The 19,570-nt window shown below is 72.3% G+C and carries 22 protein-coding genes; 3 read left to right on the plus strand and 19 right to left on the minus strand.

Going from position 1 to position 19,570, the window contains the following annotated elements; all coding sequences use genetic code 11:
- Nucleotides 1–1,512 (minus strand): IMP dehydrogenase, encoded by a 1,512-nt coding sequence (guaB, locus tag K1T35_RS42865; RefSeq protein WP_220257377.1) that lies wholly within the window; start codon nucleotides 1,510–1,512, stop codon nucleotides 1–3.
- Nucleotides 1,513–1,673: 161 nt separating this feature from the next.
- Here guaB and K1T35_RS42870 point away from each other — a divergent pair, with 161 nt between their 5' ends.
- A complete protein-coding gene (locus K1T35_RS42870; RefSeq protein WP_220257378.1) occupies nucleotides 1,674–2,060 on the plus strand; it encodes a DUF5319 domain-containing protein in 387 nt (128 codons plus the stop codon).
- 65 nt (nucleotides 2,061–2,125) lie between these two features.
- Here the strand turns inward: K1T35_RS42870 and K1T35_RS42875 are convergent, their stop codons facing one another.
- The 6 genes from K1T35_RS42875 to groES all read right to left on the minus strand — a co-directional run bounded on the left by K1T35_RS42875 (nucleotide 2,126) and on the right by groES (nucleotide 8,135).
- Nucleotides 2,126–3,289 (minus strand): anti-sigma-D factor RsdA, encoded by a 1,164-nt coding sequence (locus tag K1T35_RS42875; RefSeq protein WP_220257379.1) that lies wholly within the window; start codon nucleotides 3,287–3,289, stop codon nucleotides 2,126–2,128.
- On the minus strand, nucleotides 3,290–3,862 hold the full coding sequence (locus K1T35_RS42880; RefSeq protein ID WP_220257380.1) for a sigma-70 family RNA polymerase sigma factor: 573 nt from the start codon (nucleotides 3,860–3,862) through the stop codon (nucleotides 3,290–3,292).
- 412 nt (nucleotides 3,863–4,274) lie between these two features.
- On the minus strand, nucleotides 4,275–4,871 hold the full coding sequence (locus K1T35_RS42885; RefSeq protein WP_075942692.1) for a response regulator transcription factor: 597 nt from the start codon (nucleotides 4,869–4,871) through the stop codon (nucleotides 4,275–4,277).
- Between the two features lie 165 nt (nucleotides 4,872–5,036).
- On the minus strand, nucleotides 5,037–5,978 hold the full coding sequence (locus tag K1T35_RS42890; protein ID WP_220257381.1) for a hypothetical protein: 942 nt from the start codon (nucleotides 5,976–5,978) through the stop codon (nucleotides 5,037–5,039).
- 145 nt (nucleotides 5,979–6,123) lie between these two features.
- Nucleotides 6,124–7,746 (minus strand): chaperonin GroEL, encoded by a 1,623-nt coding sequence (groL, locus tag K1T35_RS42895; RefSeq protein WP_220257382.1) that lies wholly within the window; start codon nucleotides 7,744–7,746, stop codon nucleotides 6,124–6,126.
- Nucleotides 7,747–7,844: 98 nt separating this feature from the next.
- Nucleotides 7,845–8,135 (minus strand): co-chaperone GroES, encoded by a 291-nt coding sequence (gene groES / locus K1T35_RS42900; protein ID WP_142051053.1) that lies wholly within the window; start codon nucleotides 8,133–8,135, stop codon nucleotides 7,845–7,847.
- Nucleotides 8,136–8,332: 197 nt separating this feature from the next.
- Between groES and K1T35_RS42905 the strand changes: the two genes are divergently transcribed.
- Nucleotides 8,333–9,265: an aldo/keto reductase gene (locus K1T35_RS42905; RefSeq protein ID WP_220257383.1), complete on the plus strand. Its 933-nt coding sequence runs from the start codon at nucleotides 8,333–8,335 to the stop codon at nucleotides 9,263–9,265.
- Here the strand turns inward: K1T35_RS42905 and K1T35_RS49960 are convergent.
- The 11 genes from K1T35_RS49960 to K1T35_RS49515 form a co-directional block, all read right to left on the minus strand.
- Nucleotides 9,222–9,593: an EamA family transporter gene (locus K1T35_RS49960; protein ID WP_370645254.1), complete on the minus strand. Its 372-nt coding sequence runs from the start codon at nucleotides 9,591–9,593 to the stop codon at nucleotides 9,222–9,224. The genes K1T35_RS42905 and K1T35_RS49960 overlap by 44 nt on opposite strands.
- A 5-nt stretch (nucleotides 9,594–9,598) precedes the next feature.
- Entirely contained in the window at nucleotides 9,599–10,243 is a 645-nt protein-coding gene (locus K1T35_RS42915; RefSeq protein WP_220257385.1) for a class F sortase, read from the minus strand.
- Complete coding sequence (locus tag K1T35_RS42920; protein WP_220257386.1) at nucleotides 10,240–10,827, minus strand: CHRD domain-containing protein; 588 nt, start codon at nucleotides 10,825–10,827, stop codon at nucleotides 10,240–10,242. Before K1T35_RS42920 ends, K1T35_RS42915 begins: the two co-directional genes overlap by 4 nt.
- A gap of 304 nt (nucleotides 10,828–11,131) precedes the next feature.
- A complete protein-coding gene (gene tsaD / locus K1T35_RS42925; protein ID WP_220257387.1) occupies nucleotides 11,132–12,172 on the minus strand; it encodes a tRNA (adenosine(37)-N6)-threonylcarbamoyltransferase complex transferase subunit TsaD in 1,041 nt (346 codons plus the stop codon).
- Nucleotides 12,169–12,648, minus strand: a complete 480-nt coding sequence (gene rimI / locus K1T35_RS42930) for a ribosomal protein S18-alanine N-acetyltransferase (RefSeq protein ID WP_255621309.1) — start codon at nucleotides 12,646–12,648, stop codon at nucleotides 12,169–12,171. Before rimI ends, tsaD begins: the two co-directional genes overlap by 4 nt.
- Nucleotides 12,648–13,310, minus strand: a complete 663-nt coding sequence (tsaB, locus tag K1T35_RS42935; RefSeq protein WP_220257388.1) for a tRNA (adenosine(37)-N6)-threonylcarbamoyltransferase complex dimerization subunit type 1 TsaB — start codon at nucleotides 13,308–13,310, stop codon at nucleotides 12,648–12,650. The genes rimI and tsaB overlap by 1 nt, the downstream gene beginning before the upstream one ends.
- Nucleotides 13,311–13,404: 94 nt before the next feature.
- Entirely contained in the window at nucleotides 13,405–14,127 is a 723-nt protein-coding gene (locus K1T35_RS42940) for an HAD family hydrolase (protein ID WP_255621310.1), read from the minus strand.
- On the minus strand, nucleotides 14,124–14,582 hold the full coding sequence (tsaE, locus tag K1T35_RS42945; protein ID WP_220257389.1) for a tRNA (adenosine(37)-N6)-threonylcarbamoyltransferase complex ATPase subunit type 1 TsaE: 459 nt from the start codon (nucleotides 14,580–14,582) through the stop codon (nucleotides 14,124–14,126). Before tsaE ends, K1T35_RS42940 begins: the two co-directional genes overlap by 4 nt.
- Nucleotides 14,579–15,682 carry an alpha/beta fold hydrolase gene (locus K1T35_RS42950; protein WP_220257390.1) on the minus strand — a complete coding sequence of 368 codons (1,104 nt, stop codon included), beginning with the start codon at nucleotides 15,680–15,682 and terminating at the stop codon, nucleotides 14,579–14,581. Before K1T35_RS42950 ends, tsaE begins: the two co-directional genes overlap by 4 nt.
- The gene (alr, locus tag K1T35_RS42955; protein WP_220257391.1) at nucleotides 15,679–16,836 is read right to left on the minus strand and encodes an alanine racemase; all 1,158 of its coding nucleotides are present in this window, start codon (nucleotides 16,834–16,836) and stop codon (nucleotides 15,679–15,681) included. Before alr ends, K1T35_RS42950 begins: the two co-directional genes overlap by 4 nt.
- 114 nt (nucleotides 16,837–16,950) lie before the next feature.
- Complete coding sequence (locus tag K1T35_RS49515) at nucleotides 16,951–17,529, minus strand: ABATE domain-containing protein (RefSeq protein ID WP_255621311.1); 579 nt, start codon at nucleotides 17,527–17,529, stop codon at nucleotides 16,951–16,953.
- 50 nt (nucleotides 17,530–17,579) lie between these two features.
- On the opposite strand from K1T35_RS49515, the gene K1T35_RS42965 reads away from it, so the two are divergent.
- Nucleotides 17,580–18,098, plus strand: a complete 519-nt coding sequence (locus tag K1T35_RS42965) for a hypothetical protein (RefSeq protein WP_220257392.1) — start codon at nucleotides 17,580–17,582, stop codon at nucleotides 18,096–18,098.
- Here the strand turns inward: K1T35_RS42965 and K1T35_RS42970 are convergent.
- Entirely contained in the window at nucleotides 18,095–19,540 is a 1,446-nt protein-coding gene (locus K1T35_RS42970) for an NAD(P)H-hydrate epimerase (RefSeq protein ID WP_220257393.1), read from the minus strand. The two genes, K1T35_RS42965 and K1T35_RS42970, sit on opposite strands and share 4 nt — an antisense overlap.
- Between the last annotated feature and the right edge of the window lie 30 nt (nucleotides 19,541–19,570).

A 19,570-nucleotide genomic window follows, 5' to 3' on the forward strand; every position in this document is an offset into this window, starting at 1 on the left:
CTATCGAGCCGAGTAGTTGGGCGCCTCGACCGTCATCGTGATGTCGTGCGGGTGGCTCTCCTTGAGCCCCGCCGCGGTGATCCGCACCAGCTGGGCGCGCTGGAGCTGCTCGATCGTCTGGGCGCCGGCGTAGCCCATGCCCGACCGCAGCCCGCCGACCAGCTGGTGCACCACCAGCGCGAGGGGCCCGCGGAACGGGATGCGGCCCTCGATGCCCTCCGGCACGAGCTTGTCCTCGCTGAGCACGTCGTCCTGGGCGTACCGGTCCTTCGAGTAGGACTTGGTGTCGCCGCGGGACCGCATGGCACCGAGCGAGCCCATGCCGCGGTAGACCTTGAACTGCTTGCCCCCGACGAGGATCACCTCACCCGGCGACTCGGCCGTGCCCGCGAGCAGGCTCCCGAGCATCACGGTGGACGCCCCGGCCACGATCGCCTTGGTGATGTCGCCGGAGTACTGGATGCCGCCGTCGCCGATCACCGGCACGCCGGCGGCCGCGCACGCCTGCGCCGCCTCGTAGATCGCTGTGATCTGCGGCGCACCGACGCCTGCCACCACGCGGGTGGTGCAGATCGAGCCAGGGCCGACGCCGACCTTGACGGCGTCGGCGCCCGCCTCGACGAGAGCTGCGGCGCCCGCGCGGGTGGCGACGTTGCCGCCGACCACGTCGACGTTGTGGCCGACCTCTGCCTTGAGCTTGGCGACGGTCTCCAGCACGCGCCGCGAGTGGCCGTGGGCGGTGTCGACGATCAGCACGTCGACCCCGGCGTCGACCAGGTTCATCGCGCGCGCGTACCCCTCGTCCCCGACGCCGACCGCGGCCGCGACCACGAGCCGGCCGTCCGGGTCCTTCGTGGCGAGCGGGTACTTCTCCGTCTTGTTGAAGTCCTTGATCGTGATGAGGCCGCGCAGGATCCCGTCACCGTCGATGATCGGCAGCTTCTCCAGCTTGTGGCGGCGCAGCAGCCCGAGCGCGGCCTCCGCGGTGACTCCGACCCGCGCGGTGATCAGCGGGGCGTGCGTCATGACCTCGTGCACCGGCCGGGAGTGGTCCATCTCGAACCGCATGTCCCGGTTGGTGATGATCCCGACGAGGCGTCCGCCCGCGTCGGTGACCGGCACCCCGGAGATCCGGAACTTGGCGCACAGCGCGTCGACGTCGGCCAGCGTGTCGTCCGGCGAGCACGTGACCGGGTCGGTGACCATCCCGGCCTCCGACCGCTTCACGACCTCGACCTGTGCTGCCTGCTCCTCCGGTGACAGGTTGCGGTGCAGTACTCCCAATCCGCCTGCCCTTGCCATCGCGATCGCCATCCGGGACTCGGTGACGGTGTCCATCGGGGAGGACACGATCGGCACCTTCAGCCGGACGCGGCGGGTGACCTGTGTGCTCGTGTCTGCCGCGCTCGGCACGACGTCGGACTCTGCGGGCAGCAGCAACACATCGTCGAACGTCAGGCCCAGCATCGCGAACTTGGGGGCCAGTTCCTGGCTCGCGGCCTCGGTCGTCATCGCCACCATCCCGTCTCGCCTAATGACCCCGTCCGTCCATCGTATCTGCGGGTGTCGGGCCGATCACGAGGGTCGTACGAGGCCTTTGCCCGCGCCTGATCATCCGCTGGCAGCGGCGCGGGCCCGTGTGGTCGGCCCGGCGGGTCTCACGTGCGAGTATCGTGAGGTTCGTGTCACGTGATGCGCTGCCACCGGACCCGTTCGCCGGAGATCCGCACGACCCCGCGCTGTCGCTCGATGGCCCGGAGACCGTCGAGCAGGACTCGCTGAGCGAGGCCGAGCGCGACGAAGTGGTGGCCGACCTCGCCGATCTCGCCGTTTACCAGGCACTCCTCGAGGCCCGTGGAGTGCGCGGCATCGTCGTCGACTGCGGCGACTGCGGCGAGCAGCACTTCCACGAGTGGAGCCTGCTGCGCTCCAGCCTCCAGCAGCTGCTCGACGAGGGTCAGATGCGTCCCCACGAGCCGGCCTTCGACCCCGACCCCACCAACTACGTCACATGGGAGTACTGCCGCGGCTACGCCGACGCGGTGCTCTCCGACTCCTGACGGCACCGACCACTACGACGAAGCCCCCGATCTCCACCGGATCGGGGGCTTCGTCGTGTTCGAGATCAGTTGCTGGTGGGGGGAGGTTCCTCGCCGTCCGCGCTCGGGCCACCGGTATCAGGTGCCTCACCATCGCCCTCGTCGTTCTGTGGCGGTGGCGGTGACGTGGTGGGGTCGGGCTTGCCCTCCGAGGTGGCAGGCGGGTTGCCGGTCGGCTCGTCCGGCCTGCCTTCGCCGTTCCCGTTGCCGGGCGCCTGGGTGGGCCGGCTGGTGGGCGCCGAGCTGGGGTCCTCCGGGGCGACCGCTGCCCGCCGCGGGTCGGCGGTGGGGCGGGTGGTGGGCGCGCCGGTGTTCTCGTCGGGCGTGCTGGCGACCTCGGGCCCCGGCTGTCCCTCACCCGTGGCCGACGACGGGTCCGACTCTTCGGTGGTGGTCGTGGCGTCCTCGGACTCCGACGGCCGCGACTCCCGCACGCTCTCCGGCACCCGCCGGGACGGCTGCGTGGCGAGCGGCGACGCCGGGTTCACCTTCGTGCCCTCCGGGGTCTCGGCCGCCTTCGCCTGGAGGAAGTCCTGTGCCTCCGCCAGCTCGTCCTGCCCCTCCTGGGGACGCACGACCTGGAGGTCCTTCTCGGCGTGCGCGAGCTCCTGCGCGGCGAGCACCGGCTGCCCCGACGCGAGCGCGTCCTTGGCGTTCTCGATCCGCTCCTCGACGCGGGTGGCCGCCTCCACCGATTCGGCCCGCTCGCTGTAGAGCACCTTCGAGATGCCCCACAGTGCGTCGTCCGGCCGGGCATTGTAGGAGGTGACCGACACCCCACCGATCGCGAGCACGAGGAAGGCAGCGGCCGCCGCGACCGGCACCAGGTGCCGGGTGCGCCCGGACGGTGGGCGCGCGGCGAGCACCGTGGACACGGCCGTGTCGACGTCGACGAGCTCAGGGATCGGATCGCCGTCCACGTCCGCTTTCCACGCGGCGAGGATCGCGGCGACCCGATCGTCGGCGTCGTAGCCGCCCACGCCGGGGGCCGACACGGACATTCCGGCGGCGAGCGCGTTGATGAGCTCGTCGTCGGCCTGCACCGCGACCAGGTCGACCGGCTCGGCGAGCTCGCCGAAGGCGACGGGCTGTGCCTGCATGTCAGAGGGCTTCGACCCGTTGGTGCCGTTGTGGCCCCCGTTGTGGTCGTTGCGGCCGCCGCCAAAGGGGTGGCGCGTGTCGTCGGGCACTCAGACCACCTCCTCCTCGGGCATCGACTTCCGCAGGCGCGCGAGCGCCCTGTGCTGTGCCACCCGGACCGCTCCCGGGGTGGAACCGACGGCCTCCGCCGTCTCCTCGGCCGACAGACCGACGACCACGCGCAGCACGAGGATCTCCCGCTGCTTGTCGGGGAGCGTGTCGAGCAGCTTGCCCATCTCGCTCGACAGTTCGATTCGAAGCGCGCGCTGTTCGGGTCCATCGGCCGACTCGACCGCGTCCGGGATGTCCGCAACCGGCTCCGACTTGTTCCGGGTGGCCGCCCGGTGTGCGTCGATCACCTTGTGGGAGGCGATCCCGTACACGAACGCAAGGAACGGGCGTCCCTGCACGCGGTATCCGGGCAAGGCCGTGAGCACGGCCAAACACACCTCCTGTGCAACGTCGTCGGCGGAGACCGACGACCTGTCCACTCGACCCAGACGTGCCCGGCAGTAGCGCACGACCATGGGCCGGATGAGCGCAATCAGTGTCCCGACTGCCTGGTGGTCGCCCGTCATGGCACGGGCCACCAGTTCGTCGGGTACGTCTGTCTGCTCACTCATCGCGGACCGTGGTACGCGCGTTACGGAACATCTTCGGCATCATCCGTTCGTGAGGCTGACCACGGAGAGTGTTCAACCGTGCCTCATTACGGACCACCGTAGCGAAGCCGCTCGGCGGACCGGGATGGGCTACTTCGTCTGTTGAGGTAGACGCACGATGGAGGCTCTGGGTTGCCGAATCCGGACGATTACCACCCGATCGGGTGCTCAAGCCGCCGCGGGGAGGCGACACCGCGGGGGACGGAAGCGTGTCGTCGCGCACAGCGATCGACGGGCAGCGTGGTGCGGAGGAGTGGCTCGGGAGGGCAACCGGAGTGCAGCGACGGCGATCCGGCGGAGACGATCGAGCAGAGAGCGCGAGCGGGAGCGGCGCCTCAGGGCGCCGCTCCCCGCGCTCGTCGTCCCTCTCTCGTCAGGAGACGAGACCCCTGCGGAAGCCATGGGCGACGGCCTGGGCCCGGTCACGCACGCCGAGCTTGCGGAACAGCCGCCGGGCGTGGGTCTTGACCGTGTCCTCCGACAGGTAGAGCTCGCGGCCGATCTGGCCGTTGCTCTTGCCCTGGCTCATGCCGCGCAGCACCTGGAGCTCGCGCTCGGTGAGCTGCACGCCAGGGTCCGTCGGTGCACGGGGCGTCGGCACGGCCGTGCTCGCCAGCGTGTGCGCGAGCGCGGCGACCAGCTCGGGGCGCGACGCGTCCCAACGCAGGTAGCCGCGCGCACCACCGGCGATCGCGGCAGCGATGCTGCCCGCGTCGTCGGGGGCGCCGAAGACGATGACGTTGGCTTGCGGATGGGCGGCGACAAGCCGCCGCGTGGCTTCGACCCCAGTGGGCACCGCACGCTGGGTACCGACCAGAACCACGTCGACCGGCTGGCGGGAGAACCTCGCCAGCAACTCGTCCCCGTGCGCAACGCAATCGATCCGGTGCACCCCCGGCACCGCGGACATCACGCGGGTCAGGCCTTCGCGGACGCTGCGACGATCGTCGCAGATGAGTACCGTCGTCACGACGATTCCTTCCTGCAGCTTCCTGCAGCCGGGTGATGTGTCACCCCCCTCATCGGCGGGTGACCAGCTCACCTTGACACGATCAGGGCGGTTTGTGCCCTCCATTCGGGAGTGTTGCGCCAAGTGGCACTCGTCATGTGGGTGACGTAGGACCGAACGGAGTAGCTAGGTTACCGGCAGCTGAGCAAGGTGGCCCGGACCCTCCCTCATCAGGCGCCTCCCAACCGGGTCACATCGGCCCAGGATGACGCTCACCGTGGCCGTTCCGGCGTGTCGTCGGCGTGGCGCGTCGCTCGGCAGGCCGTTTGCCGACCGCTGCGCCGTTCGGGCGGCGGCGTCGTTTGCTGTCGAGACTCCGTTCGGGGCCTGTTCGAGCACATCCGCCGCGGCGTACCGGGCGGGCCAGACGAGGGGTAGCAGCCCGGCCCGATCGGCGGCGTCGCCCGCCGAGTCGAGCTCGGCGAGCAACTCGCCGGTTCCGCCGCCCGCAACCGCGCGCGCGACGGCGTGGACGATCCGCGACTTCAGCTCGTGCCGCAGCGATCCGCGGGCCTGCGCGAGCTCGAGCGCCTCCCGGGCGGGCGCAACCGCCGCCGTTGCGTCGCCGCGCAGCAGCGCGAGCTCCGCGCGTACCCAGCCGAGCCGGACCGCCGGACGCCATGCAGGGTGGCCGCGCATCGCATCGGCCGCGGTGTCGAGCAGCCGCTGCGCCTGGCCCACCGCACCGGTCCCGACCGCATCAGCGGCCAGCCCCACCAGCGCATCGACGCGCGCGGCGAGCGCGTCCGTCCCCTCGGCGTCGGGCGGCTCGGGCGGCGCCGCTGCCGCGCGCCGCAGCCCGACGGCGTCGAGCCTGCGGGCCGCGGCGTGCCCACCGAGCTGCCGGCGATGAGACGCGAGCGTGACGGCGGCGTGCGCCGCGACCGCGGGTGACACCCCGGGCGCGGCCAGCAGGTCGTCGAGGACGGCGGCGGCCGCCGCGTACCGGCCCTGGCCGCCGAGGGCGACCGCCACCAGCCACCGGTCGAGGTCCGGCATGCCCGGACGCACGCGCACGGCAGCGCCGGGGTGGGCGCCGAACGCGGCGGCACGGAGCACGTGGTTCACACGAGGACCGCGTCGCAAGCCGGCCCTATACCGACGAACGGCCCTCCCGTCGGATGGGTACCGACAGGAGGGCCGTTCGTAGGGGTGGTGGTCTCGATACGGGCCGGCGCCGGGGCGCCGGCCCTACTCGACCACCGTGAGGGGCTCAGTGGCCGTGACCGTGCCCGTGGCCGTGGCCGCCCGCTGCGGGCGCCGGGGCCTCCGGCTTGTCGACGACCGAGCTCTCGGTGGTGAGCACCATCCGGGCGATCGACGCGGCGTTCACCACGGCGGACCGGGTGACCTTGACCGGGTCGACCACGCCGTCGGCCATCAGGTCGCCGTAGGTGAGGGCGGCGGCGTTGAAGCCCTGGCCCCACTCCAGCTCCGCGACCTTGCCGACGACGACCGCGCCCTCCTGGCCACCGTTGGCGGCGATCCAGAACAGCGGCGCGCTGAGCGCCTTGCGCACGATGGTGACGCCCGTTGCCTCGTCACCGGTGAGACCGAGGCCGTCATCGAGGGCCTTGGCGGCCTGTACCAGCGCCGAACCACCGCCGGGGACGATGCCCTCCTCGACAGCGGCCCGCGTGGCCGACACTGCGTCCTCGATGCGGTGCTTGCGCTCCTTGAGGGCCGTCTCGGTAGCGGCACCGGCCTTGATGACGGCAACGCCGCCGGAGAGCTTGGCCAGCCGCTCCTGCAGCTTCTCGCGGTCCCAGTCCGAGTCGGTGTTCTCGATCTCGTTCTTGAGCTGCGTGATTCGCCCGTCGATGGCGTCCTTGGCACCGGCACCCTCGACGAGGGTGGTGTTGTCCTTGGTGACCACGACACGCCGGACGCGCCCGAGGAGGTCCAGCCCGGCCTCGGACAGCTTGAGGCCGACCTCCGGCTTGATGACCGTGGCGCCGGTGGCGACCGCGAGGTCGTCCATGAACGCCTTGCGCCGGTCACCGAAGAACGGGGACTTCACCGCGGCGACCTTGATGGTCTTGCGGATCGAGTTGACCACGAGGGTGGACAGCGCCTCGCCCTCGACGTCCTCCGCGACGATCAGCAGCGGCTTGCCCTCGCCGAGCACCTTCTCCAGCAGCGGGAGGAGGTCGGCGATCGCACCGATCTTCTCCTGGTGCAGCAGGATGTAGGCGTCCTCGAGCACGGCCTCCATCGACTCGGCGTCGGTGACGAAGTACGGCGAGAGGTAGCCCTTGTCGAACTGCAGGCCCTCGGTGATCTCCAGCTCGGTGGCGAGCGTGGAGCCCTCCTCGACGGTGATGACGCCGTCGATGCCGACCTTCTCGAGCGCCTCGCTGATCAGCGCGCCGATCTCCTCCTCGCGGGAGGCGATGGTGCCGACCTGCGCGATGGCCTTCCCCTCGACGGGGATGGCCTTCTCCTTGAGCACCTCGGCCACCTTCTCGGCGGCGAGCGAGATGCCCTTGCCGAGCGCGGTGGGGTTGGCGCCTGCCGCGACGTTGCGCAGCCCCGCCGCCACCATCGCCTGGGCGAGCACGGTGGCGGTGGTGGTTCCGTCACCGGCGACGTCGTTCGTCTTGGTGGCGACGGTCTTCGCGAGCTGGGCACCCAGGTTCTCGAACGGGTCTTCCAGGTCGATCTCGCGGGCGATGGTGACGCCGTCGTTGGTGACGGTCGGACCACCGAACTTCTTGTCCAGCACGACGTGACGACCGCGCGGGCCGAGGGTGACCTTGACCGCGTCGGCCAGCTGGTTCACCCCGCGCTCCAGCGCCCGGCGCGCCGTCTCGTCGAAGCTGATCTGCTTCGGCATGCCTGCCTCTCTCTTCAGCTCTCAGCCGAACACGCCGCCGCCCCGGCGGCCCGCTCGGTCGAGGGACCACCGGGGCGGCGGCGACACGGAGTGGTGGATCAGTTGACGACCGCGAGCACGTCGCGGGCGGAGAGGATGAGGTACTCCTCGCCGTTGTACTTGACCTCGGTGCCGCCGTACTTCGAGTAGATGACGACGTCGCCGACGCTCACGTCGAGCGGGACGCGGTTGCCGTTGTCGTCGATGCGACCCGGTCCGACCGCGAGGACCTTGCCCTCCTGGGGCTTCTCCTTGGCCGTGTCCGGGATGACGATGCCGGACGCGGTGGTGGTCTCGGCCTCGCTGGCCTGGACGACGATCTTGTCCTCGAGCGGCTTGATGTTCGCCACTTGATGACCTCCCCTTCCTGGGGTGCATGCACTCGCTGAATGGGTTCTGGTGGACAGCGCGCGGGCGCCCCGTCGTCGCGGGTGCCGGAGCGTCCGGGCCGTTCCGCTGGCACTCTACCCATGAGAGTGCCAACGCTCAACGCCGACACCCTTGCCGCGTCTGCGCTCCGTCGCCGCTGCTCGTAGGCTTGCCGACCATGGTGAAGATCGGCTCGAGCGACCTCGACGTCACCCGGCTGTGCCTCGGCGGCAACGTCTTCGGCTGGACGGCCGACCGCGATACGTCCTTCGCCGTGCTCGATGCGTACGTCGCCGCCGGCGGGAACTTCGTCGACACCGCCGACTCCTACTTCTGGCGCGCGCCGGGCAACTCCGGCGGCGAGTCCGAGGCGCTCATCGGGGAGTGGATGGACTCCCGCGGCAACCGCGACGCGGTTGTCGTCGCCACGAAGGTGGGTTCGTGGCCGGAGCGCAAGGGGCTGTCCGCGAAGAACATCGCCGAGGCGGTCGAGGACTCGCTCCGACGGCTGCGCACCGACTACATCGACCTCTACTACGCGCACCGCGACGACCCCGACACCGCGCAGGAGGAGACCGCCGACGCGTTCGACGCGCTCGTGCGAGCCGGCAAGGTGCGCGCGATCGGTGCCTCCAACTTCACGACGGAGCGCCTCCGGTCGGCGCTGGAGATCTCCGCACGGGACGGCCTCGCCTCCTACGTGGCGCTACAGCCGCACTACAACCTCATGGAACGCGCGGAGTACGAGAACGCGCTCGCTCCGCTCGTCGAGAGCGAGGGCCTCGCCTGCATGCCGTACTACGCGCTCGCGAAGGGCTTCCTCACCGGCAAGTACCGGCCCGACACCCCGGTCGAGAGCCAGCGCTCCGAGGGAGCGCTCGCCTACCTCGACGACCGCGGCCGCGCGGTGCTCGCCGTGCTGGACGAGATCGCGGCCGGCCACCGGGTCCCCGTTCCGGCCGTCGCGCTCGCCTGGCTCGCCGGCCAGCCCACCGTCACCGCGCCGATTGCGAGCGCCCGTACCCCCGAGCAGCTGGACGCGCTGCTGCCGATGCTGGGCCTGCGGCTCACGGACGATGAGCTACGACTGCTCGCCCACGTCTCGGCGTAGTGTCCCGACGCTCTGTGGAGCGCGTCGCTCGCTGCACCACTGCCACGCCCGCGAGCGTGATGGCCAGGCCGGCCAACGTCTGCGGCTCCAGCGGCTGCCCGAGTACCGGAACGGCGAGTACTGCAGTCACCGGCGGAACGAGGTAGAGCAGCCCGCTGACCGCCGCCGCCGTGCCCCTGCGCAGCAGCACGAAGAGCAGCACGAAGCCGACGCTAGTTCGCGGAGCTGACCGTCCTCGACCCGACCGGCTGACGGGCTCGCACACCGACTCCGTGCCCACATCAACCGAGGTCGGTGTGGACGCGGAAGTCGATGTGCGAGCGGCCACCGCCGTCAGACCGGCTCCGCCCAGACGATGAGATTGTCCTCGTAGCTGCGCAGCCTTGCGTCGAACGGGCCACCGCAGGTGATCAGTGCGAGCCGCCGCTTCCCATCGGTGTCGAAGAGCTCGGCAGGCAGCTGCGACTTGGTCACCTGCTGGGTGTCGGTCACTTCGAACCTCCACGGGTTGCCCAGACCGTCGACGACCGTGATCCGGTCCCCCGCGCCCATGTCCTTCAGCTTCGCGAAGACGCCGAGCCCCGCCACCGCCGAGTCGACGTGACCGGCGATCAGCGTGGTGCCGCGGGGCGCACCCATGGGGGAGCTGCCGATCCACCAGCCGAGCTTCGAGATGTCCTCCGGAACGGCGAGGAAGCCGTCATCGGCGACGTCGGCAAGGGCCACCGGCGCCGGCGATGCACCTTCGAGCTCCACGGTCGCCGGTGGCACTTGGGCCACGTCCTCGGCCGCCGACGGAGTCGACGGAGCCCCGCTCTCGGTGGCCACCGGCGCGCTGGGCAGTGGTGGAGCCGATCCAGCAGCGGGGAGCGAGCCGCACGCCGTCAGGAACACGGCCAGCAGCATCGCCGTGACCGCCGCCGCCCCACCGCCCGGACGGATCCGGGTGGCGGGGCGGCGAAGCGTGCCGTCGATCATCGGGTGCGGTCGGCCCGGCGCCGCATGAAAAGCGCTCCACCGGACGCGAGGAGGACGAGCGCGCCGCAGACGGCGACCGAGGTACCGGCCCAGCCGTCGTCCGCGGCCTGCCCGCCGGTGCCGGTGTTGATCACGTCGGGCTTGTCGGGGTCGCCCGTGAGCTGGCCGCGTGCAACGCCTGACGGCGGCTGGAAGCTGTCGGAGTGAACGTTGAGGTACCAGTTCTCCGGGTTGTTGATGATCCGTTCCGCAAGGCCGGGATCGATCTCCACGGTGGCAGACGTGCCGTCGTTGATCGCGTCGTTGTCGAGTGTGACGACGACGTCGCCGTTTTCGCCCTTGGCGCCGCGGTGGATATGACCTGCGGTGATGGTTTCGCTGTTGCCGCTGACACTGACCGTGTAGTTCAACTCCCCATCGGTGTTGAGCTGGAAGCTGCCGGTGACCTTCGCTCCGTCCTCGCCGCTGCCGGCCGGCACCTCTTGCTCGCCGGAGCCCGACACGCTGAGCGTGACCCAGTCGGACTGTGCGGACGCGATCGAGGTGAAGCCGAGCAGTCCTGCCGCGCTGAGCGCGGTGAGCACCGCGGCAGTGCTGAGCAGACGTCGAAACCTCATCAAAGCTCCTTCGGTGGGGAAAGCGGCCATCTCGACCGCACCGATATCCCCCACACGGTCGCTCTGCCGGATTGGTTCACGGCATTCGCCGCTTTCGACCCGGTTCCAGTTCGCCGACTCAGAAGCGCCGTTCGGCGCATTCCGCGCAAAGGAGCAGATTCGAGTGGGCCATTCGGCCGATGCGCGACTCCTCGCTCACACCCACATCGGTCCCGACAATCGCATGCAGTCGGTGTGCGTCCGGAGTGGACGTGCAACACCGCGCAGGGCGTCAGCCCACCAGCACCTCGGTGACCGGCAGCGACGAGTCCGCCGGCAGGTCGGCGCGGCTCGGCTTCGCGCCTGCCGCGAACAGGTGGGCGCCCAGCGCTGCCACCATCGCCCCGTTGTCCGTGCACAGGCCGGGGCGGGGCACCCGCAGCCGGATGCCGGCGGCGGCACAGCGTTCCTCGGCCAGCACGCGCAGCCGCGAGTTGGCCGCCACCCCTCCACCGAGCAACAACGTCTCCATTCCGCGCTCGCGGGCCGCGCGCACGGCCTTGGCCGTCAGCACGTCGACCACGGATTCCTGGAAGCTCGCTGCCACGTCGGCCACCGGAACCGGGGTGCCGGCCCGTTCGAGGGCCTCGACGTGGCGCGCGACGGCCGTCTTCAGCCCGGAGAAGGAAAAGTCGAACGGTGCGTCCCGCGGGCCGGTGAGGCCGCGGGGGAACGCGATCGCGGCGGGGTCGCCGTCGCGGGCAACGCGGTCGATGTGCGGCCCACCGGGGAACGGCAGCCCGAGCAGGCGCGCGACCTTGTCGAACGCCTCGCCCGCCGCGTCGTCGATCGTGGCGCCGAGCGGGGTGACCGGGCCGGCGAGGTCGGGCACGTCGAGGAGGCTCGAGTGCCCGCCGGAGACGAGCAGCGCGAGACACGGTGGCAACGGGCCGTGCTGCAGCGTGTCGACGGCGACGTGTGCGGCCAGGTGGTTCACCCCGTACAGCGGCACATCCCACGCGGCGGCGTAGGCCTTCGCGGCTGCGACGCCGACGAGCAGGGCGCCGGTGAGCCCCGGGCCAGCCGTGACCGCGACAGCCTCGACGTCCCGGCCGGTCACGCCCGCGGTGGTGAGCGCGCGGTGCACGGCGGGCACCATCGCCTGCAGGTGCGCCCGCGACGCCACCTCGGGCACCACGCCACCGAACCGCGCGTGCTCGTCCACCGAGGAGGCCACTTCGTTGGCGAGCAGCTCCACCCCGCCCGCGTCGTCGAGCCGCACCACGCCGACGCCCGTCTCGTCGCAGGACGTCTCGATCCCCAGGACGATCATGCTCCGCGCTCCCGCCGCATCGTGTACGCGTCCGCGCCGCTGGGCCGGTAGTAGCGCTTGCGCAGGCCGATGACCGTGAAGCCCTCTGCCTCGTAGAGCGCCCGCGCGGCCTCGTTGTCGGTGCGGACCTCGAGGAACACGGTGGCGCCCAGCTCGTCGGCCACCGTGAGCAGCCCGCGCAACAGCGCGCGGCCGATGCCGCGACGCTGGTGGGCGGGGTCGACGCCGATCGTGTGGATCTCCGCCTCGGCCTGCGGGGGCCCGGCCACGAACCCGAGCCCCGCGTACCCGACGAGCAGCTCCCCGTCCCGCGCGGCCAGGTACGGGTGGCCGGCCGCCAGCTCGTCGCGGAACGCGCGCTCGCTCCACGGGTCGTCGCCGGGGAAGAGCAGCCGCTCCAGCTCTGCGCAGCGCGCCGCGTCCTTCTCACGCAGCGCGTCGATCTGCACCGAGCTATTGGGCGCCGGGGCCGGCATCAGGCGCTCACCCGCTTGCGGGTGCCGGGCTCCACGGCGTCGGGGCGGCGCAGGTACAGCGGCACGAGCGGGTCCGGCGCCGTGCCCGCACGCAGGACTGGTGCCGCCACGGCGACGAGCCCGGTGGGCGACGGCGACTCCGGCGGGCGCACCGGCAGCCCCACCGACGGAGCCGACCCGCCCGCCGCGGCCACCGCCCCGAGCTCACGCGCCCGCTCGGCCACCGCGGCCGGGGCTTGGACGTGCGGTCCGTCGACCCGCGCCCCGGACTCGTCGTACGCGGCCCAGTAGAACTCGCGGCGCCGCGCGTCCGTGACGACGACGAGCGGGCCTTCGCCTGCCGCGTCGACCGCGATCGCGTCGAGCGAGCACACGCCGTGCACCGGAACACCGAGCGCGTCACCCAGGGCCGCGGCGGTGACCATGCCGACCCGCAACCCGGTGAACGGGCCCGGTCCCGTCCCCACGACCACGGCGTCGACGCCGCGCAACGTCGTGCCGGCGTCGCCGCACACCGCCTGCACGGCCGGCATCAACAGCTCGGCGTGCTTGCGGGCGTCATGCTCCACGCGCGCGGCCCGCAGCAGGACGGCGTCAGCGGTCAGCTCGACGACACCCGCGGTGACGGCGGGCGTGGCGGTGTCGATGGCCAGGACCAGCACACACCTGAGCCTACGAGAGCGCCCTGTTCCGGCGAGCGGCGCGTTCGTCGGAACCTATCCGACGAACGCGCCGCTCGTCGGATTGGAACCGGGCTCACCAGTCCGCGATCAGGGCCGGCAGGTCCGTGAGCCGGTGCAGCACGGCGTCGGGGTGCACGTCCACCGGCACCTGCTGCGCGGCGGGGATGTCGGAGTGCGGCACGAACACCGCCCGCATACCCACCGCCTTGGCTCCGCTGATGTCGTCGTAGGGGCGGTCGCCCACGTAGACGCACGCCTCTGGGTCGTCGACGCCCACGGCGTCCATGGCGGCGTGGAACGCCTCCGGATGTGGCTTGGTCCACTCCAGGTCGCTCGACCACACGCAGGCGTCGAACAGGTCGAGGACGCCGTCGGAGCGGAACCGGTCCTCGTGCCAGTCGCGCGGCCACGAGGTGGACGACAGCACGCCGAGCTTGAGCCCGCGCTCACGCAGGGCGCGCAGCACCGGCCCGGCGTCCGGGTCGGTGGGCATCTGCCCGAACCAGAATTCGCGGTGCAGCGCCAGCGCGGACTCGCGCACCTGGGCCGGCACGTCGGCGGGATGGTGGTGCCCGGCGTCGGCCAGCACCTGATCGAGGGTGAACGCCCTGTGCTCGTCACGGACAGCGGCCCACCGTGCGTCCTCTGCGGCCAGCAAGGCGTTCGCCAGTGCCGCGGCGCGCTCGGCGTCTCCGTCGTGCAGCACCTCGGCGAGCAGGCGCCAGCCCTCGAGGTTGTCGATCCGCTTCCAGGGGGTGAGCGTGCCGCCCCAGTCGAAGATGACGGCCTTGATCACGCATCCTCCATGCGGGACACGGTAGCCGTCCGCACGTCGTCGGGTTGCCGTTGCAGCCGTACGAGCAGGTGCCCTGGGGACAGCCGCTCCGCCACCCCTTCACCCCATTCGACCACGACAACGGCCTCGGAGAGGTCCGTGTCGAGGTCGAGGTCGTCGAGCTCCGCCGCACCGCCGAGGCGGTAGGCGTCGACGTGCACGAGCGACACCCCGCGTCCGCCGGGGAGAGGTCGGTGCTCGCGGGCGATCACGAACGTCGGGGACGTGACCGGCCCCGCCACCCCGAGCCCTCGGGCGATGCCGCGCACCAGCACGGTCTTGCCGGCGCCCAGCGGCCCGGACAGCACGACGAGGTCGCCCGGCCCGAGCTCGGCGGCGAGCCGCTCGCCGAGCGCCTCCGTGTCGGCCGGTTCGGGCAGCACCAGCTCGACGTCCAGCTCCAGCCCCGTGGTCATGCGCGCCACCGGAACCTGCGCGGGCGAACGCGGTCGGCGCTGCGTCGGATGAGGTCGACGAGCGCCTCGTCCATCGCGGCCGGCTGTTCGAGCATGGGCAGGTGCCCGACCCCGTCGAAGTGGACGAGCCGTGCGTCCGGCAGCTCCGCTGCGATGACGTCGCTGTGCGTGGAGGGGATCACGTGGTCGGCGGTGCCTGCCGCCACGAGCAGCTCGCAGTCTGCCAGCGCGGGCAGTGCGGCCACCCGGTTGTGGCTGTTGACGGTGTCGGCGAAGTCGATGAGCGCGTCGACGGCGTTGGTGCTGATCATCGTGTCGACGAGGTCGACCAGCCATGGGGCGATGTTGTTGTCGCCGTAGGCGAACTTGCGGGTGAGCGACCAGATGACGTCACCCAGCGCCTTACGCGCGGTCTCGACGAGCGTCGGCTGCAGCCGTGCGAGGAACCCGACGGTGCGGGTGAGCGGGTTGTGCCGCGACAGCAGCGTGCCGGGCAGCCCGCCGCTCGCCACCTCGCCTGCCGAGGTCGACACGAGCGCGACGCCTGCCACCCGCTCGGCGAACAACTCCGGGTTCTGCTCGGCGAGAGCCATGATCGTCATGCCACCCATCGAGTGTCCGACGAGCACGAGCGGGCCCTCGGGGGCCAGCGCCCTGATCACGGCGTCGAGGTCGTGGCCGAGCTGCTCGAGGGTGCAGCTCTCCTGCGGGGCGCGCTCGGAACGGCCGTGGCTGCGCTGGTCGTAGAGCACCACCCGGATCGACGGGTCGGAGAGCGCGGGCAGCGACTGGCGCTGGAAGTGCCACGTGCGCCGGTCGAGCGCGAAGCCGTGGACGAGCACGACGGTGAGGGCCGGGTTGCCGTCCTTCGCCTCGATCTCCTCGCAGGAGATGCGCACCCCGTCGTCGGCGGTGACCGACGACGGCTCGCTCTGCGGCAGCCCGGCCAGCTGCGGTGGCTTCTCCGACAGCTGCGCGGCCAACCGCCTGCGCTCCGCCGCGACCCGTGAATGTTTGTGGGCAGCCACGCCGACGGCAACGCCGGTGACCGCCGCGCCCGCCGCTCCGGCCACAGCTCCCCAGATCTGTCCTCGTCTCACACTGCGATCCCGGTGTGCGTACGGGTCACGCGCCTGCTGTGCACGCCCGTCACGATCTCGTAGTGGATGGTGCCCAGCTCGTCCGCCCACTCCTGGGCGGTCGGCTCGCCATCGTCACCGGGGCCGAAGAACACCGCTGTGTCACCTTCCCGGACGCCTACGCCGTCCTCGCAGTCCACCACCACCTGGTCCATGCTCACCCGGCCGACGACCGGCCGCAGCCTGCCGCCCAACAGCACCCGCATCCGCCCGCCCAGCCTGCGCGGCACACCGTCGGCGTACCCGACCGGAACGAGCGCAAGGGTGGTCTCGCACACCGTGGTCCACTCGTGCCCGTACGACACGCCCTCGCCGGCCGGCACCCGCTTGACCAGCGCCACGCGCCCGCGCAGCGTCATCGCCGGCCTCAGGGAGGTCTCAGCGGGCGGCCGGCCCAGCGGGTCGAGCCCGTACACCGCGATCCCCGGCCGGACCAGGTCGAAGTGCAGGTCGGGACGGGTGAGTGTGGCCGCGGCGTTCGCCAGGTGCCGGATCGGGGTGAACCCGCGCTCGCGGGCCACCTCCCACGCCGCCGTGAGCCGCGCCGCCTGCGCGTCGAGGCTCGGGTGGTCCGGGATGTCGGCATTGGCCAGGTGCGACCAGACGGCCACGACCTCCACCTGCCCGTCGGCGGCAGCCTTCTCGACGTCGTCGAGCAGGGCGTCCCACTCGGCGGGTTGCGCCCCGCCCCTTGACAGCCCCGTGTCCGCCTTCAGGTGAACCCGCGCCGGGCGTCCCGCGCGCCGCGCACCAGCCGTGACGGCGGCGAGGTGCGCCCGCGACGCGACGGAGAGATCGACGTCGGTGGCGACGGCCTCGGTGAAGTCGTCGTCGGGCAGGTGCAGCCACGACAGCAGCGGCGCGGTGATCCCGGCACCCCGAAGCTCGGCGGCCTCCTCGAGGGTGCACACGCCCAGCCAGGACGCGCCCGCCACCAGCGCCGCCTCCGCGACCGGGACCGCGCCGTGCCCGTACCCGTCGGCCTTGACCACCGCCATCACCGCAGCCTTCGAGGCCGCCTCACGGAGCACCTCGACGTTGTGGCGGACGGCGGCGAGGTCGACGAGGGCTTCGGCCCGCGGCGCGCTCGACGGAGACTCCACGTAGTCAATCATCGCATTCATCGCGACAGGCGCATCCCGGCTGACCCGACCACTGCGCCCCCCGGGAGCGGGCATCGTGTAACACCGTTCCGACGAACGGCGCCAACTCGATGGGCGTACGGGAGGCTAGGCGCGTCGGCGGGCACGCAGGCTGCGGTTCTTCATGCGGTTCCCGCAGCCCGACATCGCGCACCACCTCCCACGCCGTCCGTGCGAGCGGTCGTAGAACGCCCAGCCGCACTCGTCGTTCTCGCAGGCCTTGAGGCGCTGCCAGGTGCCATCGGATTGCGCGTCGCGGACCGCGAGCAGGAGGCTGGTCCAGGCGATCGTCGAGCCGCGACCCGGCGCCTGCTCGATGCGAACGCGACCGGCGGCATCGACCTCGAACAGGGGCGTGCAGGCCTGCGCTGCGGCCCGCAACGGCTCCAGATCCTGCGCGCCGGGCGGTGGGCCGCCCACGTTCGCGGCCAGCATCCCCCGGAGGCTCTCCCGCACCTCGCGCGCCGCACGCAGCTCGTCGTATCCCAGGCCGGTCACGGGATCCGCGAGACCGGCGGCCTCCAACCAGTGCCGCGCGGTGTCCGGCTCCCGGAGGAGGTCGGTGTTGCTGTCCGCCTCGACGGTGTTCACGAACGCCTGGACCAGCAGCAGCGGCATCGGGGCCGGCTTCGTCTCGTCCGGCGCGACCCACGCGGGGAGGGGCATCGGGCAATCCTAGGTGCCATGACCAGCAAAGAGCGTTGACTGGTCATGGCATGACCAGCAAACTGGGTTATATGGTCACGGCAGGCCATCGGTCCGTGTTGGTGAACGTCAACGGCGTCGGGTGGGCCGAGCGGAAGGTCCGGGTGCGCGACGTGTGGAGCGCCCGTCTGCGCTCGGCCCGACTGGACCGCAGGCTCAGCGCCGGTGAACCGCCGGAAACCAGCGCCTTGCTGGCGGTCCGGGCCCAGTCGCTTGTCAGGCCGGCCGCCTGCAGAGAGCTGGCCCGCACACTTCTGCGCCTGCTCGCTCTTGCCGCCCGGCCGCCGCGAGCGACCGCGATGGTGCGGGTCAGTGCGCGGCACATCCGGGCCGCCGCGCCGGAGCTGCACGGACTCGCCGACCGGCTCCTCGAGGGTGGTCCGGTGTCGGCGTGCGGGGTCGTACAGCTGAGGGCTCTGCTGGCCGATGGCAGCGGTCCCGTATACCACGGCGGTTGTCCCGATGACCTCGCCGACCGGCTACGCCGGGTGCGGGCCGCGCTCGATGCCCTCGGTCCGGTGTCCCGCTAACGCGGAGAAGCCCGCACGGACCGGATCGCCGCCGGGAGCGCGGCCTGCAGGCGTGACGCCGGGGCCGGGGCGCCATTCGCGGCCAGGCCGGCCGCCAGGTCGTGCACGTGCGACGCGCAACCTGCGGCCCACCACGGCTCGAGGCCCGCGGCGAGCAGGGCACCGATCATGCCGGTCAGAACGTCGCCCGACCCGGCAGTCGCTGCCCACGAGGACGCGGCGGGGTGGACGAGCACGCGCCCGCCCGGGTCGGCGACGACCGTGGCGTTGCCCTTGAGCAGGACGGTGACGCCGAGGTCGGCCGCGGCCCGGCGGGCCGCCGCGATGCGGTCGCCGCCCACCTCGCCCGCCACCCGTGCGAACTCGCGGTCGTGCGGGGTGAGCACCACCGGCCGTCCGCGCAGCGCGTCCCTGAGGTCCTTGTGCGTCGCGAGCAGCGTGATCGCATCGGCGTCCACGCACAGTGCCACCTCGTCGGCGATCGCAGCCGCCAGCACCGCGCGGCCCGCGTCGTCCGTGCCGATACCCGGCCCCACGGACCAGGCCTGGACCCGGCCCGCTTCCTCGATCGACCCGGCGGCCACCACCTCCGGCCAGTGGTCGCGCACGCCGGGCGCGGCGCTGCCGGCGAACCGCACCATCCCGCTGGTGGCGAGAGCGGCGGCACCGCTGGCCAGCACGGCCGCACCGGGGTACGTCGCCGAGCCGGCCGCGATCCCCACCACTCCCTGGGTGTACTTGTCGTCGTTGGGGCCCGGCACCGGCCAGCGCCGCGCCACGTCGTGGGCGTCGAGCACGTGGGCGTGCGGCTCGGGTAGGAGCGGGCCGAGCCCGATGTCCACAACGTGCACCGATCCGCACCGCCCGGCGGCGAGGACGTGCACCGGCTTGAGCGCGCCGAACGTCACGGTGGCCGCGGCGGTGACGGCGGAACCGTCGACGGCACCGGTGTCCGGATCGACGCCGCTGGGCAGGTCCACGGCCAGCACCGGCACACCAGCCGCGTCCGCCGCCGCCACGAGCCGGGCGGCCGGCTCGCGCAGCGCGCCCCGGCCGGAGATGCCGATGACGCCGTCGATGACGAGGTCGGCGCCCGGCACGGCGACCAACCCGGCCTCCGCGTCCACGGCGCGGCCGCCGGTGCGCAGCAGAGCGGCGAGCCCTGCCGGATGCGCCCGTGCCGGGTCGAGCAGCACCGCGGTGACGCCCACCCCGCGCCTGCGCAGCTCCATGCCGGCCCACAGCGCGTCGCCGCCGTTGTTGCCCGCGCCGACGAGCAGCACGACCCTCCGCCCGGCCACGCGACCGTCAGCGGCGAGCATCCGGCGCGCGTGCACCGCGAGCCCGAAGGCCGCGCGCCGCATCAGCGCGCCCTCCGGGGTGCGAGCAAGCAGCACCGCCTCGGCATCCCGCACCTGCTGGGCGGTCCAGACACCCCTCATTGCGGCGAGCCTAGGCGGCCGCGCGCGTCC

This window comes from Pseudonocardia sp. DSM 110487, from assembly GCF_019468565.1.
Classification (GTDB): Bacteria; Actinomycetota; Actinomycetes; order Mycobacteriales; family Pseudonocardiaceae; genus Pseudonocardia.

Bases quoted from the DNA above. Each gene is read 5' to 3' on its own strand.
- guaB (WP_220257377.1), bottom strand. From the start codon at position 1,512: ATGACGACCGAGGCCGCGAGCCAGGAACTGGCCCCCAAGTTCGCGATG.
- K1T35_RS42880 (WP_220257380.1), bottom strand. From the start codon at position 3,862: ATGAGTGAGCAGACAGACGTACCCGACGAACTGGTGGCCCGTGCCATG.
- groL (WP_220257382.1), bottom strand. From the start codon at position 7,746: ATGCCGAAGCAGATCAGCTTCGACGAGACGGCGCGCCGGGCGCTGGAG.
- K1T35_RS42905 (WP_220257383.1), top strand. From the start codon at position 8,333: ATGGTGAAGATCGGCTCGAGCGACCTCGACGTCACCCGGCTGTGCCTC.
- K1T35_RS42915 (WP_220257385.1), bottom strand. From the start codon at position 10,243: ATGATCGACGGCACGCTTCGCCGCCCCGCCACCCGGATCCGTCCGGGC.
- tsaD (WP_220257387.1), bottom strand. From the start codon at position 12,172: ATGATCGTCCTGGGGATCGAGACGTCCTGCGACGAGACGGGCGTCGGC.
- rimI (WP_255621309.1), bottom strand. From the start codon at position 12,648: ATGCCGGCCCCGGCGCCCAATAGCTCGGTGCAGATCGACGCGCTGCGT.
- tsaE (WP_220257389.1), bottom strand. From the start codon at position 14,582: ATGACCACGGGGCTGGAGCTGGACGTCGAGCTGGTGCTGCCCGAACCG.
- alr (WP_220257391.1), bottom strand. From the start codon at position 16,836: ATGATTGACTACGTGGAGTCTCCGTCGAGCGCGCCGCGGGCCGAAGCC.
- K1T35_RS49515 (WP_255621311.1), bottom strand. From the start codon at position 17,529: ATGCCCCTCCCCGCGTGGGTCGCGCCGGACGAGACGAAGCCGGCCCCG.
- K1T35_RS42965 (WP_220257392.1), top strand. From the start codon at position 17,580: ATGACCAGCAAACTGGGTTATATGGTCACGGCAGGCCATCGGTCCGTG.
- K1T35_RS42970 (WP_220257393.1), bottom strand. From the start codon at position 19,540: ATGAGGGGTGTCTGGACCGCCCAGCAGGTGCGGGATGCCGAGGCGGTG.